General features: G+C 63.3%; 13 protein-coding genes. 5 read left to right on the top strand and 8 right to left on the bottom strand.

Annotation, left to right across the window (positions count from 1 at the left end):
* Positions 1–97: 97 nt before the first annotated feature.
* Positions 98–1,891, top strand: coding sequence for a serine protease (locus PVW51_RS10670; RefSeq protein ID WP_274575033.1), 1,794 nt, complete (start codon positions 98–100; stop codon positions 1,889–1,891).
* An 854-nt stretch (positions 1,892–2,745) separates the two neighbouring features.
* Here the strand turns inward: PVW51_RS10670 and PVW51_RS10665 are convergent.
* The 3 genes from PVW51_RS10665 to PVW51_RS10655 form a co-directional block, all read right to left on the bottom strand.
* Positions 2,746–4,344 (bottom strand): 5-guanidino-2-oxopentanoate decarboxylase, encoded by a 1,599-nt coding sequence (locus PVW51_RS10665; protein WP_274575032.1) that lies wholly within the window; start codon positions 4,342–4,344, stop codon positions 2,746–2,748.
* On the bottom strand, positions 4,344–5,792 hold the full coding sequence (locus tag PVW51_RS10660; RefSeq protein WP_274575031.1) for a TrkH family potassium uptake protein: 1,449 nt from the start codon (positions 5,790–5,792) through the stop codon (positions 4,344–4,346). Before PVW51_RS10660 ends, PVW51_RS10665 begins: the two co-directional genes overlap by 1 nt.
* Before the next feature lie 233 nt (positions 5,793–6,025).
* On the bottom strand, positions 6,026–6,265 hold the full coding sequence (locus tag PVW51_RS10655) for a hypothetical protein (RefSeq protein ID WP_269363796.1): 240 nt from the start codon (positions 6,263–6,265) through the stop codon (positions 6,026–6,028).
* Positions 6,266–6,656: 391 nt separating this feature from the next.
* Here PVW51_RS10655 and PVW51_RS10650 point away from each other — a divergent pair, with 391 nt between their 5' ends.
* Positions 6,657–7,628, top strand: a complete 972-nt coding sequence (locus tag PVW51_RS10650; protein WP_274575027.1) for an alpha/beta hydrolase family protein — start codon at positions 6,657–6,659, stop codon at positions 7,626–7,628.
* Between the two features lie 64 nt (positions 7,629–7,692).
* Here the strand turns inward: PVW51_RS10650 and folE2 are convergent, their stop codons facing one another.
* Positions 7,693–8,787 (bottom strand): GTP cyclohydrolase FolE2, encoded by a 1,095-nt coding sequence (gene folE2 / locus PVW51_RS10645; protein ID WP_274575026.1) that lies wholly within the window; start codon positions 8,785–8,787, stop codon positions 7,693–7,695.
* A gap of 113 nt (positions 8,788–8,900) precedes the next feature.
* On the bottom strand, positions 8,901–10,079 hold the full coding sequence (locus PVW51_RS10640) for an aminotransferase class V-fold PLP-dependent enzyme (protein WP_269363801.1): 1,179 nt from the start codon (positions 10,077–10,079) through the stop codon (positions 8,901–8,903).
* Between the two features lie 298 nt (positions 10,080–10,377).
* On the opposite strand from PVW51_RS10640, the gene PVW51_RS10635 reads away from it, so the two are divergent.
* Both PVW51_RS10635 and PVW51_RS10630 read left to right on the top strand, forming a co-directional pair.
* A complete protein-coding gene (locus PVW51_RS10635; protein WP_274575023.1) occupies positions 10,378–11,295 on the top strand; it encodes a hypothetical protein in 918 nt (305 codons plus the stop codon).
* Complete coding sequence (locus PVW51_RS10630; RefSeq protein WP_274575022.1) at positions 11,292–11,948, top strand: glutathione S-transferase N-terminal domain-containing protein; 657 nt, start codon at positions 11,292–11,294, stop codon at positions 11,946–11,948. Before PVW51_RS10635 ends, PVW51_RS10630 begins: the two co-directional genes overlap by 4 nt.
* A 508-nt stretch (positions 11,949–12,456) precedes the next feature.
* Here the strand turns inward: PVW51_RS10630 and PVW51_RS10625 are convergent.
* Together PVW51_RS10625 and PVW51_RS10620 are read right to left on the bottom strand one after the other, a co-directional pair.
* Positions 12,457–13,059: an inner membrane-spanning protein YciB gene (locus PVW51_RS10625; RefSeq protein ID WP_274575021.1), complete on the bottom strand. Its 603-nt coding sequence runs from the start codon at positions 13,057–13,059 to the stop codon at positions 12,457–12,459.
* Between the two features lie 14 nt (positions 13,060–13,073).
* Complete coding sequence (locus tag PVW51_RS10620; protein ID WP_274575020.1) at positions 13,074–13,976, bottom strand: DMT family transporter; 903 nt, start codon at positions 13,974–13,976, stop codon at positions 13,074–13,076.
* Positions 13,977–14,047: 71 nt separating this feature from the next.
* Here PVW51_RS10620 and PVW51_RS10615 point away from each other — a divergent pair, with 71 nt between their 5' ends.
* On the top strand, positions 14,048–14,548 hold the full coding sequence (locus PVW51_RS10615) for an MgtC/SapB family protein (RefSeq protein ID WP_274575019.1): 501 nt from the start codon (positions 14,048–14,050) through the stop codon (positions 14,546–14,548).
* A 3-nt stretch (positions 14,549–14,551) separates the two neighbouring features.
* Here PVW51_RS10615 and ftsY read toward each other — a convergent pair.
* On the bottom strand, positions 14,552–15,814 hold a 1,263-nt coding region (ftsY, locus tag PVW51_RS10610), incomplete at its 5' end, for a signal recognition particle-docking protein FtsY (protein WP_274575018.1).

Below are 15,814 nucleotides of genomic sequence, written 5' to 3'. Positions count from 1 at the left end.
GGCATTGTGATAAAATAGGGGACCATCAGCCATAGCATTCGTGGCGGTTTCCTGCTTATCTGCGCCGGATTTTGATTCAGTGAAAGTACACGCCCCGATGATCCGTCTTGTTCTGGCTGTTTGCGCCGCGACCCTGTCCTTTGCCCCCCCCGCGACCCGTCCCGTGCAGGCCCAGGCCGCAGACGAGGTTGTCTGGGTCCAGATCGAGGCGCAGCCCAGCCTGGCGGCGGCGACCGACCGGGCGCGCGCCTATACCACCCTGCTTGAGGATGTGAACGGGTTTTCACTTGGCGGCGGCTGGTACGGCATCGCCGTCGGCCCCTACCGCCGCTCGGACGCGGAACAGGTCCTGCGCACCTATGTCCGCGACGGGCTGGTGCCGCGCGACAGCTTCATCCAGCTGAGCAGCCGGTTCAACCAGCAGTTCTGGCCAGTGGGTGCCAATGTGCTGAACAGCGGGGTGATCGACACGCCGTCCACGGTGGTGACGACAACACCGGATGCGACACCGGAGGCAACACCGGAACCGCTGGCCGAGGCCCCCACCCCCGCGCCGGAGCCCGAACCCGCCGATGAGACCCCACAAGAGGCCCGCCTGTCCGAGCGTCTGCTTGACGCGCAGGAACGCCGCGATTTGCAGATCGCGCTGCAATGGGCGGGTTTCTACAATGCCAGCATCGACGGCGCCTTTGGCCGCGGCACGCGCAACTCAATGGCGCAATGGCAGGCCGCCAACGGCTATGAAGAGACCGGCGTGCTGACCACCCTGCAGCGCGCCGACCTGCTGAAGCAATATAACGCGGTGCTGGACGGGCTCGGGCTGCGGATGGTCCGGGACGACAAGGCCGGGATCGAGATCATGATGCCCACCGCAGAGGTGGCGCTGGACAAATACGAACCCCCTTTCGTGCAGTACAACAGCACCGGCGACATCGGCGCGCGGGTGCTGCTGATCAGCCAGGCCGGGGATCAGAACACATTGTTCGGCCTCTATGACATCATGCAGACCCTGGAGATCGTGCCGCTGAACGGCCCGCGTGACCGCAAGAACAGCTCTTTCGAGCTGATCGGCGAAAACGGCAGCATCATCAGCCAGACCCAGGTGTCGCTGGAAGATGGCCATATCAAGGGGTTCACGCTGATCTGGCCCGCAGGCGACGAGGAACGCCGCCGCCGGGTCATTGCGGAAATGTCGAAAAGCCTGATCCGTCTGCCCGGCGCGCTCGACCCCGCGGCGGGCAGCAACGAGGAACAGGCCATCGACCTGGTCGCGGGGCTGCAGGTGCGTCAGCCCAAGATCGCGCGCTCCGGCTTCTTTGTCGATGCCAATGGCAGTGTCGCCACCACCTCCGAGGCGGTGCAAGGCTGTGGCCGGCTGACCATCGACGGCGATACCGAAGCCGATGTGATCGCCAATGACAGTGCCAGCGGTGTCGCCATCCTGAAACCGCGCGAGGCGCTGGCCCCCATCGCGATTGCCGAATTCGGCATCGGCACCCCCCGCCTGCAATCGGAAATCTCTGTCGCGGGCTATTCATATGAGGGCGTGCTGTCGGCGGCGACGCTGACCTTTGGCACGCTGTCGGACGTGCGCGGGCTGCAGGGCGAGGAGATGCTGCGGCGTCTGGCACTTGGTGCACAGGCCGGTGACGTCGGCGGCCCGGTTTTCGATGCCAGCGGCAATGTCATGGGCATGTTGCTGCCGCGTGCCACCGGCGCGCAGGAATTGCCGGAGAACGTGAATTTTGCGGTCGATTCAGCGGTGATCGCGGAACTGGCCACAACGGCCGGCCTGACCCTGAAAGCGGGAGAGCGCACAGGCGCCATCGCACCACGTGACCTGCGCCTGAACGCGCAGGGGATGACGGTATTGGTCAGCTGCTGGGAATAACGCCTGGGGAGAGTCGGCTCGGAGTTTTCAAAAACTCCGGACCGATTTTTTCAAAAAAATCGTCTCAATCTGCGATGCTGGAGATGACGAAAACCGGCATCGGACCATCAGCGCGGAAAGCGACCGTCTCCACCGCCCCGCACCGACAAACCCCGGCCATTTTCATGACACCCCAACCGGAGTTTTCAAAAACTCCGGACCGATTTTTTCAAAAAAATCGTCTCAAGCGGCGAAGCCGGACATAACGCAGACCGGCATCGGACCATCAGCGCGGAACGCCGCCCACGCCACCGCCCGGCACCGACAAGCCCCGGCCATTTTCATGACACCTCAACCGGAGTTTTCAAAAACTCCGGACCGATTTTTTCAAAAAAATCGTCTCAATCTGCGATGTCGGGAGTGACGAAAACCGGCATCGGACCATCCGCGCGGAAAGCAGCCCACGCCACCGCCCCGCACCGACAAGCCCCGGCCATTTTCATGACATCCCAACCGGAGCTTTCAAAAACTCCGGACCGATTTTTTCAAAAAAATCGTCTCAATCTGCGATGCCGGAGATGACGAAAACCGGCATCGCATCATCAGCGCGGAAAGCAGCCCACGCCACCGCCCCGCACCGACAAGCCCCGGCCATTTTCGTGACACCCCAACCGGAGTTTTCAAAAACTCCGGACCGATTTTTTCAAAAAAATCGTCTCAATCTGCGATGTCGAGCGTGACGTAGACCGGCATCGGGCCATCGGCCCGGAAAGCAGCCCACGCCACCGCCCCGCACCGACAAACCCAGGTCATTTTCATGACACCACAAACGGAGTTTTCAAAAACTCCGGACCGATTTTTTCAAAAAAATCGTCTCAATCTGCAATGTCGGGCGTGACGTAGATCAGCGTCGGGCCATCCGCCCGGAACGCCGCCGCCACGGCCGTCTGCAGTTCCGACAGGCCCGCCGGCCGCACCGCCCCCGCGCCAAATGCCTCGGCCAGTTTCATGAAATCGGGGTTGCGCGCGACCACCGCGTTGGGCGCAATCTGCGCCCCCACCATGCTGGCCTCGATCGCGCCCAGCTTTCCGTTGTCCCACAGGATGATCGGCAGGCTGAGCCCCAGTTCCACCGCCACGCCCAGCTCGGCCATGGTATAATGGAACCCATAGTCCCCCATGATCGCCAGTGTCGGCAGGCCGGGCCGTCCGATGGCCCCGCCGATGGCCGCAGGCAGGGCATAGCCCAGCGTCCCGAAGCCATATGGATGGTGCCAGTGGCCCGGGCGGTCCATGTTCCAGACCTCTTTCGCGGCATAGGCAAACTGCGTCATGTCGGAATAGATCATGGCATCCTGCGGCAGACAGGCCTGCAAGGCCTCGGCCACCCGCAGGACACCGGGATATTCCGCATCCACCTCGGCACGCCATTTGTGCCGCGCCCGGGTGACCTCCTCCGGGGTCCAGCCGCTGCTCCGGGGGGTTTCCTCTTCCAGGGCCCGCTCCAGGGCAGCGAGGAAACCGGCAGCGTCAGACGGCACGTGCCAGGCCGCGCGCGCCGGGTCGGTGAGGCTTTCGGTATCCAGATCGACCCGCAACATCGGTGCGTCATGGCCAAGCTGCGCGCGCCACAGATCCACCTCGGCCAGTTCCGTGCCGATGGCGATCACGGCATCCGCCTGCGCGATCACCCCGGCAGACTCGGGCCGCGACAGGTAGCTGCCGAAATGCAGCGGTGCGTCGGGGTCGATCACCCCCCGTCCGGCATAGGTGGTAAAGCTGGCCGCGCCCAGTTTGCGCACCAGCTTGCGGGCGGCATCGGCCCCTGCCCGCGCGCCCCCGCCGAAAATGAACATCGGCTTGCGCGCCCCGGCCAGCAGCTGCTGCGCTTTTTCGATGTCCATCGGCCGTCCCCCCGCAACCGGGGTTGGCGGCATCGGCGCGGGTGCTGCGGCTGCCGTCGCCTCCAGCTGTGCAATCGGCACCTGGATGTGCTTGGGACGCGGGCGTCTTGCGCTGAACTCGGCCCATGCCCGGTCAACCAGCGCATAGGCCGCCCCGGCGGTGCGCGCCTCCTCCGACCAGTCGCAGACGGTTTCCGCCGCGCCGCGCTGGTCCTTCATCTGGTGCAACTGCCCACGCCGCGCCGCCACCTCGTCCAGACAGGATGAGATCACCAGCATCGGCACCGAGTCGCTATAGGCCTGCCCCATCGGCGTCATGATGTTGCACAGGCCCGGCCCGGTGATCACATAGGCCACCCCCGGTTTCCCGGTGGCCCGGGCATAGCCGTCGGCCATGAAACCCGCCCCCTGTTCGTGGCGCGCCAGCACATGGGTGATGCCCGCCTCTTCGATGCCCCGGTACATTTCCTGATTGTGCACCCCGGGAATGCCAAAGATCACATCGACCCCGCGATCCTTGAGCATATGTGAAATCTGCGCACCCAATGGCCGCGTCGTCGTATCAGCCATCAGGCCCTCCAGAAACTTACCGTAAACAGAACGTAAACCACCATCAGCTCCAACCGGCCCAGCAGCATGGCAAAGATCAAAATCCATTTGGCGGTATCGTTGAGACTGCTGAAATTGCCCGCAGGCCCGATGATATCACCCAGACCGGGGCCGATGTTGGCCAGTGCCGCCCCTGCCCCGGACACCGAAGTGACGAAATCCAGCCCCGTCATGCTGAGCGCCACGGACACAAGGCCCAGTGTCACCACGAAGAACATGAAGAAGGACATCACCGACGACAGCACATCCGGCCCCACGGGCCGCCCGTCATACCGCGGGGTGAAAATGGCATGTGGCGACCGGATCCGGCCCAACTGCGCACGGATCGAGGCAAACAGAAGCTGATAGCGGAAAATCTTGATCGAACAGGCAGTGGAACCGGCGCAGCCGCCGATCAGCCCGATGAAAAAGAACAGGGCGACCGCGAAGGGCCCCCAAGTCATGTAATCGACCGAGGCATAGCCGGTGCCCGAGATGATCGAGGTGATGTTGAACAGCGCCTCGCGAAAGCTCTGTTCCAGATGGTGCGGAAAGACATGTTGCAGCGTCAGGACCATCACCAGGACCAGCACGGCGATGGTCAGGACAAAACCACGCACCTGCGGATCGCGGTGCAGCGCCAGCGGGTTGCCGTTGATCAGCTGGACGTAGCGTACAAAGGGCATCGCGGCGAGGACCATGAACAGGCTGGCCACATATTCCGGCGCGCCGGTGAACCGACCGAAGGAGGCGTCGTAATTGGCAAAGCCCCCGGTGGAGATGGTGGTCAGCGCATGCACGGTCGCATCGAAGGTGTTCATGCCCAGGGCCAGATAGCTCAGCACGCAGGCCACGGTCAGCCACAGATAGATCACCGCGATCTGGGTGGCGATCTGCCCCGCGCGGGGCAGGATCTTGCCAAAGGTGTCAAAGGCTTCGGATTTGAAGATCTGCATGCCCCCGACCTTGAGTTCGGGCAGGAACACCATGGCCACGACGATGATGCCGATCCCGCCCAGCCACTGCAGGATGCCGCGCCACAGCAGCAGCCCCTTGGGCAGCACGTCCAGCCCGGTCAGCACCGTGGCCCCTGTCGTGGTCAGACCCGACATCGCCTCGAAGACCGCATTGGTGAAACTGGACTGGGTTTCGCCCAGCATGAAGGGCAAGGCGCCGAAGATCGGCAGCATCACCCAGACGCCGGTGGTCAGAAGAAAGGTCTGCTGGATGGTCAGCCCCTGCCGGACCCCGTTTGCACAGGCCAGCGCCATCATGCCGCCTGCCGCCGTGGTGATCAGCCCGGCTTCGACAAAGACGATGACATGGCCGCGCCCTTCGGCCAGATCCACCAGAAGCGGCACGATCATGGCAAGGCCCAGTACCCCCACAAGGAGGCCGACAACATAACCGACAGGGCGCAAATCCATCATGCGGCAGCGTTGGCGTCTGGCACTGGCGGTGTCAAGCAATCAACCCCCCGGACATGAAAACGGCCCGGCGTGCGGCTTTTTGGGCGGCACGGCTCCGGGCCGTTGATCTATAGCGTCTGTCGAAAGTCCTGAAGCATCATGCATCACGGAACGCGTTGAAATCTCCGATTTCAGGCAGCGTTACATGTTTCAGGTTTTTCGCATGACGCTTTGGCAACTGAATGTCGTTCGCCTCAGAAGCCGTAGAGGTCCTTGAAGACGTGGTGCACGATGTCGTCGCGCTTGATGTTCATCTCGGCCAGTTCGGCGTCTGATTTGGCCTGCAGCGCAGTTACCTCATCAAGCCGGCGTTGGCCGGTTGAGCTTGCGATCATGGATTTCCCGATGATGCTGAAGAACGCACCGACATGTGCCAACACCGCCCGTGCGGAGGTGCCGAAGCCATTTGTTGTCATGGTGGTCTGGTAGGTCATTTTGTAGTGCCTTTAATCCTTGTTGTCTCTTCCCTGACCCCCAGATAGGCCTGCCGGCTGTCGGGGAGTACCGCCAAAAATGCATAGCGGGACGCCCCGCCTTGCAGGGCTTGGATGCTGTATGGGGCGCCTCTGGTGCGGGCCGCGCAAACCGGACACCGGATTTTCCGGCGCTGCTGATCTAATGCCCGCCAGTCACACAGGGCAGTCTCCGGCTTTGCACAGGCATGACTACATTGATTGGTGAGCGGGGTCAGCAATGTGACCAAAGCCGGTTTTGCCCGGATCGCCCCCCGGTCAAGATGCAGAAAATCCGCATGTAGAAAGCTGTCATTGCCAGAAAAGCCTGATAGAGCGGCCCTGTATTTTATCCCGCACCCGGAGCCGCCGCATGAAATTCCGCCTCACTTTGGCACTGATGTTGCTCGCCGCCCCTTGCCTTGCCGAAACAACTGCCGGTGTTGCACATCTCCATGAAACCTCCGCACAGGCGCGGCCCCTGTCGCTGACCATCTGGTATCCGACTGAGGCGCAGCCATCGGCCGTTATCGGCGGCAATCCCGTGTTCCAAGGGGTTCCGGCCGCCCCGGACGCCGCCTTTCCAGCCGGGCCGCATCCTTTGGTCGTGATGTCCCACGGTGGTCTGCGATCCGCCAGAGACTCCGGCGCCTGGCTCAGTTCATCCATCGCCCTCGCAGGTTTTGTCGTGGTCGAGGTGAATGCACCACGTCCGGAGACCGCGGCGATTGCCCTTAACGAAATATGGCAAAGACCGCAGGATATGCGCCGCGCCATTGATCTGCTGCTGGCGGACGACACCTGGGGCGCACGTGTTGACGAGAGCAGGATTACAGCGGCGGGATTTGCACTTGGCGCAACCGCCGCCCTGTCCATCGCAGGCGCGGAACTGGATGTTCCGGGCTACATGCGGTCCTGCACCGCCAAGGACGCAACAGAAGGGCCGGATTGCGGGTGGTACGCTGCCGGGGGCGCGGCGCTGTCGGACACCAGCGCGGAAGGCCTGGCAGCCATGGGCAGAGATCCCCGCGTCACCTCGGTGATTGCGGTCAACCCGGAATATCCGGCCCTTCTCACTGCCCCCCCTGCCGATCTGCGCAGCCTGCGGATCTCTCTGGGCGGTTCCGATGACGCGTCGGGGGATCAGAAGTTCACCCAGGCTGTTGAAATCCCTGGATCATCTGCCTTCGATGCCTTCGCGGCCTGCACCAGGGCCGGACCGGATATCCTGATCGAGGAAGACGGAGATGCGGCGCTCTGCGGGTTTTCAGCAGAGGCCCGCCAGACCATCCATCAGGAAATCTCCGGGGTGATCCTGTCTTTCCTCAGCGGTGACAGCGAATAGGCCGGTACGAACCGTCCGCCGACAACGCCCGGCAGACCCTGCCGCGCGCTGCTGCCTTCGATGGTCAGCCGACGTGGAAAAGCGTGTTGAACAGCTTGGGGTCGATGCTGGCCATCTCGAAGGTCGGACCCTCCGTCAGGACCGAAATCGCATCATGCGAATGCAGGCTTTCCTGATGGCTTGCGATCACCCGGAAATCACCGATCCGCCCGTCCCGCTGCAACTGCTCGCAGAACAGCCGTGCCGCATCCTCGACAAAGATCGGATTGGCCGCATTCAGCTCGGCAAAGGCCTGCTCGTCCTCGCGCTTGACCATCACCTGCGTCTCCGTCGGCACCGCGCGGCGGCAGGCGTCGATCAGATCCTCGAACCACAGGCATTCGCGGGCGCAGTCGATCACCGCCGATATCCGCGCGACCGAGCGCTGCGAATGCGGCGTGGCCAGCTGCCCCCGGGTGGCGCGCGCATGTTCGCTGAGCTCCAGTGAGCAGGGGCAGGTGCTGGAATAGACATAATCGAGGTGGATCATCTTCTGGCGCAGCCCGCCCTTTTCCACCAGTTCCAGGGCGATATCGTAATATTGATAACCCGACAGGCCGGAACGCAGGCTTTCGATCTTCATCGGGAAGGAAAACCGCATCTGGATGCGCGCATCCATGCTGTCGAGATCGGCCTTGTAATCGTCCAGCGCCTTTTCGATCACTTCAAAGCTGAAGGTCGCCTCCGCATGTTTGTAAAAGCTGCGCATGATGCGGGACATGTTGATGCCCTTCTTGTCGGCCTCAAGGCTGACGGAACCGGTCACCGATGTCTCAAGCGTCAGATCGCCATTGTCGCGGGTGCGAAAACGGATCGGCAGCCGGAAATTGGAGATGCCGACGTGCTGGATCTGTTGCTGCGCCCCCCGGATCAGGCTGCTGGGGCCGTTCTGAAGGTCGGGGAGCGTGGATTTATAGACCTCTCCCACCGCGAAATCATCCGGGTAGTCGCGCCGGAACACCGGATATTCCGGTGCATCGGACAACAGCCGGGAGACCGATGGATCAAGGGCTGCCACCTCTTCCGGGCTGGCGGTGCTGGCCCATGCCTTCAAAACGCCGAGCGCTTTTTCCGCGTCAGACCGCTCCGGTGCTTTTTCAACTGATGTGATCGCATTCATGGCTCAGGCTCCCCTTGTCCTTGCAGGCTCAATTTAGGGTGCCTTGACCGGATTACCAATCAAGATACCGCATTTCCGGCAGGCTGCGTGGCGAAACCCGACACGCCGGATGCTCAGACCGTCAGCGCCTGCATGAGATCCGCAATCAGGTCGTCCACATGTTCCAGACCCGCAGAGAGGCGCACCAGACCCGGCGAGATGCCCAAAGTGTCCTTTTGCTCCTGCGGCAGGCGCTGGTGGGTCGTGGTCGCCGGATGGGTCGCAATCGACTTCGCATCGGCGAAATTGTTTGAGATCGTGATGATTTCCAGCGCATTGAGGAAACGGAAGCAGGCTTCCTTGCCGCCCTTCACCTCAAAGGCAAGGACAGTGCCCCCTGCAGGTGCCTGCGCAAGTGCCAGCTCCTGCTGCGGATGCCCCGCATGGGTCGGATAGCGCACGGCTTCGACCATCGGATGGCCCGTCAGCGCTTCGGCCAGTTCATGGGCGGTCTGCGCCTGTGCGCGCACGCGCAGGCTCATGGTTTCCAGCGCCTTGAGGTGGGTCCAGGCGGTAAAGGGGTTCATCGCCCCGCCCGTGTGTTTCATATAGGCCTCGATCGGGCCCCGGATCAGCTCGCGCGGCCCGCAGATCGCCCCGCCCAGCATCCGCCCCTGCCCGTCCACATGTTTGGTGGTAGAGACAATGGCGATATCCGCCCCACAGGCCTGCGCATAGGAAAACACCGGGGTTGCCATGGCATCGTCGGCCAGCACCAGCGCGCCGACCGCATGGGCCGCCTTGACCACATGACGGATGTCCACGATTTCCAGCGTGGGGTTCGAAATGCTCTCGAAAAAGACCAGACGGGTGTCGGGGCGGATTGCGGCATCCCATGCGGCGTTGTCGGTGCCGTCGATCAGGGTGATCTCGACCCCGAAACGCGCCAGCACGTCCTCAAGCACGTAAAGGCAGGATCCGAACAGCGCCCGGGAGGCCACCACATGGTCACCGGCCTTGACCAGCGCGGTCAGCGCCCCGCTGACGGCCGCCATGCCCGATGTGCAGGCGAAACAATCCTCATACCCCAGCAGATCCGCGATGCGGTCCTCGAACATGCGCACGGTCGGGTTGCCATAGCGGGCATAGATGAATTCATCCTCGCCCAGCGCCTGGAACCGCGCCTCGGCCTGTTCGGCGCTGTCATAGACGAAGCCCTGGGTCAGGAATACCGCTTCGCTGACCTCGCCGTATTGGCTGCGGCGGGTGCCCGCGTGAACCGCGCGGGTGCTGGGGTGCCAGTCTTTGCTCATGTGTTATCCTTCCGGCCCGGCCTTGCGGGCAATAAAAAACTCCAGACGCGGTCAAGCGAAAGGAGTCTTTCCTCGACCTTTTAGCAGTTCTTGACGGGTCTGGCCCGTCGTGGCCCGCAATCCGGTAACAAATCACCACGCAGGCTTGCTACTGCGCGGCTCCGGTCAGGTCAAGTGCGCAAAAGCGGCCGGCCTGTTGCGCCGGCGCATCGTCACGGTGGCGTAACCTGCGGGTAATCCCTGTGACATATGTTTGCGTCACCAAGCACCCACCAGATATAGTGGCAAGAGGCCCCGCATGGCCGTGATGCACCTCAATCTCGCGTTGCCGGAGGCGCCGATCCCCCGGGATGGCGACACCGCCCCCCTTGCGGCCGTCATGCGCCGCGCGGCGGCGGGTCAGGGGCCAATCGTGGTGATGCTGCACGGGTACAAATATGCGCCCGGCCTGGGGCGACATTGCCCGCACCGGACCCTGTTTGCGGGCGGCGACAACTGGGCCCGGGGCCTGGGACTGGACCGGGATCAGGGCCCGCTGGGCCTGGCCGTGGGATGGGCGGCACGGGGATGGCTGCACGAGGTCCATGACCGCGCACAGCGGGTCGGGGTGGAACTGGCAAGACTGCTGAGCGCAGTGCACCGCAGAGCGCCGCACCGGCCGCTTCAGATCATCGCCCATTCGCTGGGGGCCGAAGTGGCGCTCAGCGCGCTGGAACACAGCGACGCAGGCGCAATCCGGCGGATCGCCCTGCTGACCGGGGCCAGCTTCAGCCAGCGGGCAACAGCGGCGCTGGACACGCCGGCAGGACGCCAGGTGGAACTACTGAACGTCACCAGCCGGGAAAACGACGTTTTCGATTTCCTCTTTGAACGCATGATTGCGCCCGGGCAGCAGGACGGCAGCGCATTGGGTCAGGGGATCCTGGCCCCGAATGTCGTGAACCTGCAACTGGACTGCCCTGCAAGCCTGCGGGGGCTGGCGGGCCTTGGCCTGCCCATCGCCCCGACGCGCCGCCCCGTCTGCCATTACTCCAGCTACCGCAGGCCGGGCACCATGGCGCTTTATGCCCGTTTCCTTGTGGCCCCGGGGGCCTTGCCCTTCGACCTGCTGCGCAATGCCCTTCCGGCGCAGGCAGATCCGCGCTGGTCCCGCCTTGGCATTCGCGGCAAAACCGGCATGATGACCTGGCCCCTGTCAGGAGACGCCACCCCATGACCGCCCCGATCGACCTTTACTACTGGCCCACGCCGAACGGCTGGAAAATCTCCATCGCGCTGGAGGAGATGGCCCTGCCCTATGAAACCCATCTTGTGAACATCGGCGCGGGTGAACAATTCGACCCCGGTTTTCTGAAAATCGCGCCCAACAACCGGATGCCCGCCATTGTCGATCCCGAAGGCCCCGACGGCGCGCCGATCTCGATCTTCGAATCCGGTGCGATCCTGCAATATCTCGCGCGCAAGACCGGGCTGTTCTGCGGCCGGACGGAGCGTGAACGCATCGCGGTGGACCAATGGCTGATGTGGCAGATGGGCGGTCTGGGCCCGATGGCGGGTCAGGCGCATCATTTTCTGAAATTCGCCCCGAAAAAGGATCCGCCGCAGGACATCCCCTATGCCAAGGACCGCTACCGCGCAGAGACCGCGCGGCTATACGGCGTGCTGGACAGGCAGCTTGCGCTGCATGAATACGTGGCGGGGGATTTCGTCTCGATTGCGGATTTCGCGATCTGGGGCTGGGCGTCGCTCTGGGAGGGTCAGCAGCAGAGCCTGGAGGACAAGCCGCATATGGCGCGCTGGCTCGGGGTGATGGGCGCGCGCCCCGCTGTGCAGGCCGGCCGGGCGCTGCACGCTGACAAACGCCCTTAGCCACGGGTTTCGTTTTCTTCAAAGAAAACGGTCCGGACTTTTCAAAAAGTCCGGCACCTCGGCCCGCTCCCCGCGCCAGAGAACAATGCCCCCTGCATCGGTGCATCTCACCACGGCGCAGGCCTGATACGTTAGCCCTGCAAACGCCCGCAGCCGCCGCCGTTTTCTTCAAAGAAAACGAACCGGACTTTTCAAAAAGTCCGGCACCTCAGCCCGCGCCCCGTGCCAGAGAACAATGCCCCCCGCATCGGTGCATCTCACCACGGCGCAGGCCTGATACGGAACCCCGGCAAACGCCCGCAGCCGCCGCCGTTTTCTTCAAAGAAAACGGTCCGGACTTTTCAAAAAGTCCGGCACCTCAGCCCGCTCCACACGCCAGAGAACAATGCCACCTGCATCGGTGCATCTCACCACGACGCAGACCCGATACGGCACCCCTGCAAACGCCCGCAGCCGCCGCCGTTTTCTTCAAAGAAAACGAACCGGACTTTTCAAAAAGTCCGGCACCTCAGCCCTCGTCCTTCTCCACCCCGTAGTCCTGAAACAACTTCCCCTGCATCATGAAAAAGGCGAACATCGCCACAGGCAGGCCGAAGGTCTTGAAATAGACCCAGGTCTCGGTCGCGAAACTGCGCCAGATCAGCTCATTCGCCACCGCCAGGCCAAAGAAAAACAACATCAGCCGCCGGGTCAGCAGCATCCATCCCCGGTCCTGCAAGGGCATCATCTCTTCCATCACGTATTTCAGATAGGATTGCCCGCGCAGCAGCCCCACCGCGAGGATGCCGCCAAACAGCAGGTAGATCATCGTCGGTTTCATCTTGAAGAACCGGTCATCGTTCAGCCAGACCGACAGCCCGCCAAACACCACCACCAGGATCACGGTGGCCACCTGCATCCGGTTCAGCTTGCCGGTAAGCGCCCAGATCGCCCCGGTCGCCGCGACCAGCAGCGGGATAAAGGCGGCGGTCACCACGATGAACCCCTCGTAATCGGTCCCGCCGATGCTGAATGTCCGGTCCTTGAGCCTGAGATAGGCGATAAAAAACAACAGGATCGGCCCGTATTCGAGGGCCGATTTCACAAACGGGTTCACTTCCCTGCGCGCCATGTCCTGCTGCTCCTTTATCCGCCCATTTCCACTATCACAGCACCCGCTGCGATCAATGCCATCAGTGCCACCCGGCGCGGGCCGACCGTCTCTTTCAGAAAGACTACGCCGATCACGGCGGCAAAGACTGTCGATGTCTCGCGCAGCACGGCCGCCTCGCCCACCTTGTCGAGCCTTGTGGCCATCATGATCGCGCCAAAGCTGGCAAAGGCCACCAGCCCGCCGATCAGCCCGCGCAGCATCAGCGGCCCCGGTTCGGGCGGTTCGTCCATCCGCCGCCAGCGCAGCGCCGCGATGACAGGCATCACCAGCCCGTCGATCATGAAAAACCACGCCAGGAAGGTAAAGGGATTCGCCGTGGCCCGGATGCCATAGGCGTCAAAGGTGGTATAAAGCGCCACGAAAAGCCCGGTCAGCACCGCCAGCCCCAGCGCCGCGTTCAGCGTGTCGCGCTGTGCCTCAAGCTTGCGCAGGTTATAGACCGCAAGGCCAAAGATCCCAGACAGCAGCACCGCCACGCCCAGCCATTGCACCCCGGTAAAGCGTTCGCCAAAGATCAGATAGGCCCCGATCACCGCGAACAGCGGCCCGGTGCCGCGCACCACCGGGTAGACGACGGTATAGGCCCCCTTGGTATAGGCCCAGGCCTGCAGCAGCTTGTAGACGATATGTATCGCCCAGGCCCCGACAAAGATCACCCACATATGCGGCTCGGGCCAGGGCACCACAAAAAGCGCAAAGGGCGCGGCCATCGCGCAATAGCAGAAATCAATCGCGCCGCGGGTCATCCAGGGGTCGTGACGCCCTTTCTGCAAGGCGCCGAAAACCGCATGCAGCACAGCCGCGGACAAGGCCAGGAACAGCGCCATCTGATGCCCGGCAGCGGTCCCTTCGATGGAAAGCAGCCAGTCGGTCATGGGCGCATCCCCGGAACCGGGGCCGGTCCGGAACCGTTACAGTCATGCGTGTTCACGACAAAGGCACCCCGATGTACGAAACAATCTTCGCGGATCTGACCAATACCTTCTCGGAGGTTCCGATGCCGGTTGCGGCCCTGCGCATGGCAACCGCGCTGGTTTTTGGCGCGGTCATCGGGCTGGAACGCGAATGGCGGACCAAACCGGCGGGCCTGCGCACGCATATGCTGATCTCGCTGGCCGCCTGCATCTTCATCCTGGTCGCCTTCGAGATCACCGCGCTGGATTTCGGCAGCAACGAGACCAAGCGGGTGGATCCCCTGCGCCTGATCGAGGCGGTCACTGCCGGTGTCGCCTTTCTGGCGGCGGGAGCGATCTTTACCTCAGGCGGCACCGTCAAGAACCTGACCACCGGGGCCAGCATGTGGCTGGCCGGGGCAATTGGCCTGTGCTGCGGCGCAGGGCGGATTCCGCTGGCGGTGCTGGCGACCGTCCTGGCGCTTCTGGTGCTCACCATTGTGACATGGGTCGAAAAACAGGCGCCGCTGGACACAGAAGAGCAGGATGATTGACCGTCATCGTTCGTAGCCCACCAGCGCATCGGCAAATTCCTGCGGGTCGAAGGGCGACAGATCGTCGATCTGCTCGCCCACGCCGATGGCATGGATCGGCAGGCCGAACTTGTCCGCCAGGGCCACCAGCACGCCGCCCTTGGCGGTGCCGTCAAGCTTGGTCATGACCAGGCCGGAAACATCGGAGATCTCCTGAAACACCTTGACTTGGTTCAGCGCATTCTGGCCCGTGGTCGCATCCAGCACCAGCAGGGTGTTATGCGGCGCGCTGGGGTCCTTCTTGCGGATCACACGCACGATCTTGGCCAGTTCCTCCATCAGGTCGCCCCGGTTCTGCAACCGTCCCGCCGTGTCGATCAGCAGCAGATCGGCGCCGTCTTCCTGCGCCTTGCCCATGGCGTCAAAGGCCAGGCTTGCCGGGTCCGATCCCTGCGCCGCCGTCAGCACCGGCACGCCGGCACGTTCGCCCCAGACCTGCAATTGTTCCACCGCCGCCGCGCGAAAGGTATCGCCGGCCGCGATCACCACCTTCTTGCCCGCCGCGCGGAACTGGCTGGCGAGTTTGCCGATGGTGGTGGTCTTGCCCGATCCGTTCACCCCCACCACCAGCACCACCTGCGGCGTTTTGGGATAGATCGGCAAGGGCCGCGCCACCGGATCCATGATCCGGGTGATCTCATCGGCCATCAACTGCTTGATTTCAGAGACGGAAAGTTTCCGCCCGAAACGCCCCTCGGCCATATTGGCGGTGACCCGCAGCGCGGTATCGACCCCCATGTCCGCGGTGATCAGCAATTCCTCAAGCTGTTCGAGCATGTCATCGTCCAGCACCCGGCGCACGACGGTTTTCTGCGCAGGGCTGCGGCCCATCAGACGGCCCAGAAGCCCGCCTTTCCTGACCGGTTCGCTGACCGTCTCGGCCAGTTCCGGCGCGACCGAGGTCATGGTGCTGCGCAGCGGTGCAGGTGCCGCCGGGGTCGGCACCGGATCAGCTGTTGGCGTGACCTCGGGCAGCGGATCATCCTGTGGGATTTCCTGCGGGGCCTCGGGCGGCAAGGGCTCTTGCGGCGGTGTCGGATCCTGCGGCTGCGGCACCCCTGGCGGCGGGGTCGGATCAGGCAGCGGCTGCGGCGCGGGTTCCGGTATCGGCTGTGGCGCTGGCTCCGGTATCGTCTCAGGCTCAGGCTCAGGCTCAGGCTCAGGCTCAGGCTCAGGCTCAGGCTCAGGCTCAGGCTCAGGCTCAGGCTCAGGCTCAGGCTCAGGCTC

Source organism: Sulfitobacter sp. PR48 (genome assembly GCF_028807335.1).
Lineage (GTDB): Bacteria > Pseudomonadota > Alphaproteobacteria > Rhodobacterales > Rhodobacteraceae > Sulfitobacter.
This window is presented reverse-complemented; position numbering and strand designations above follow the sequence as displayed.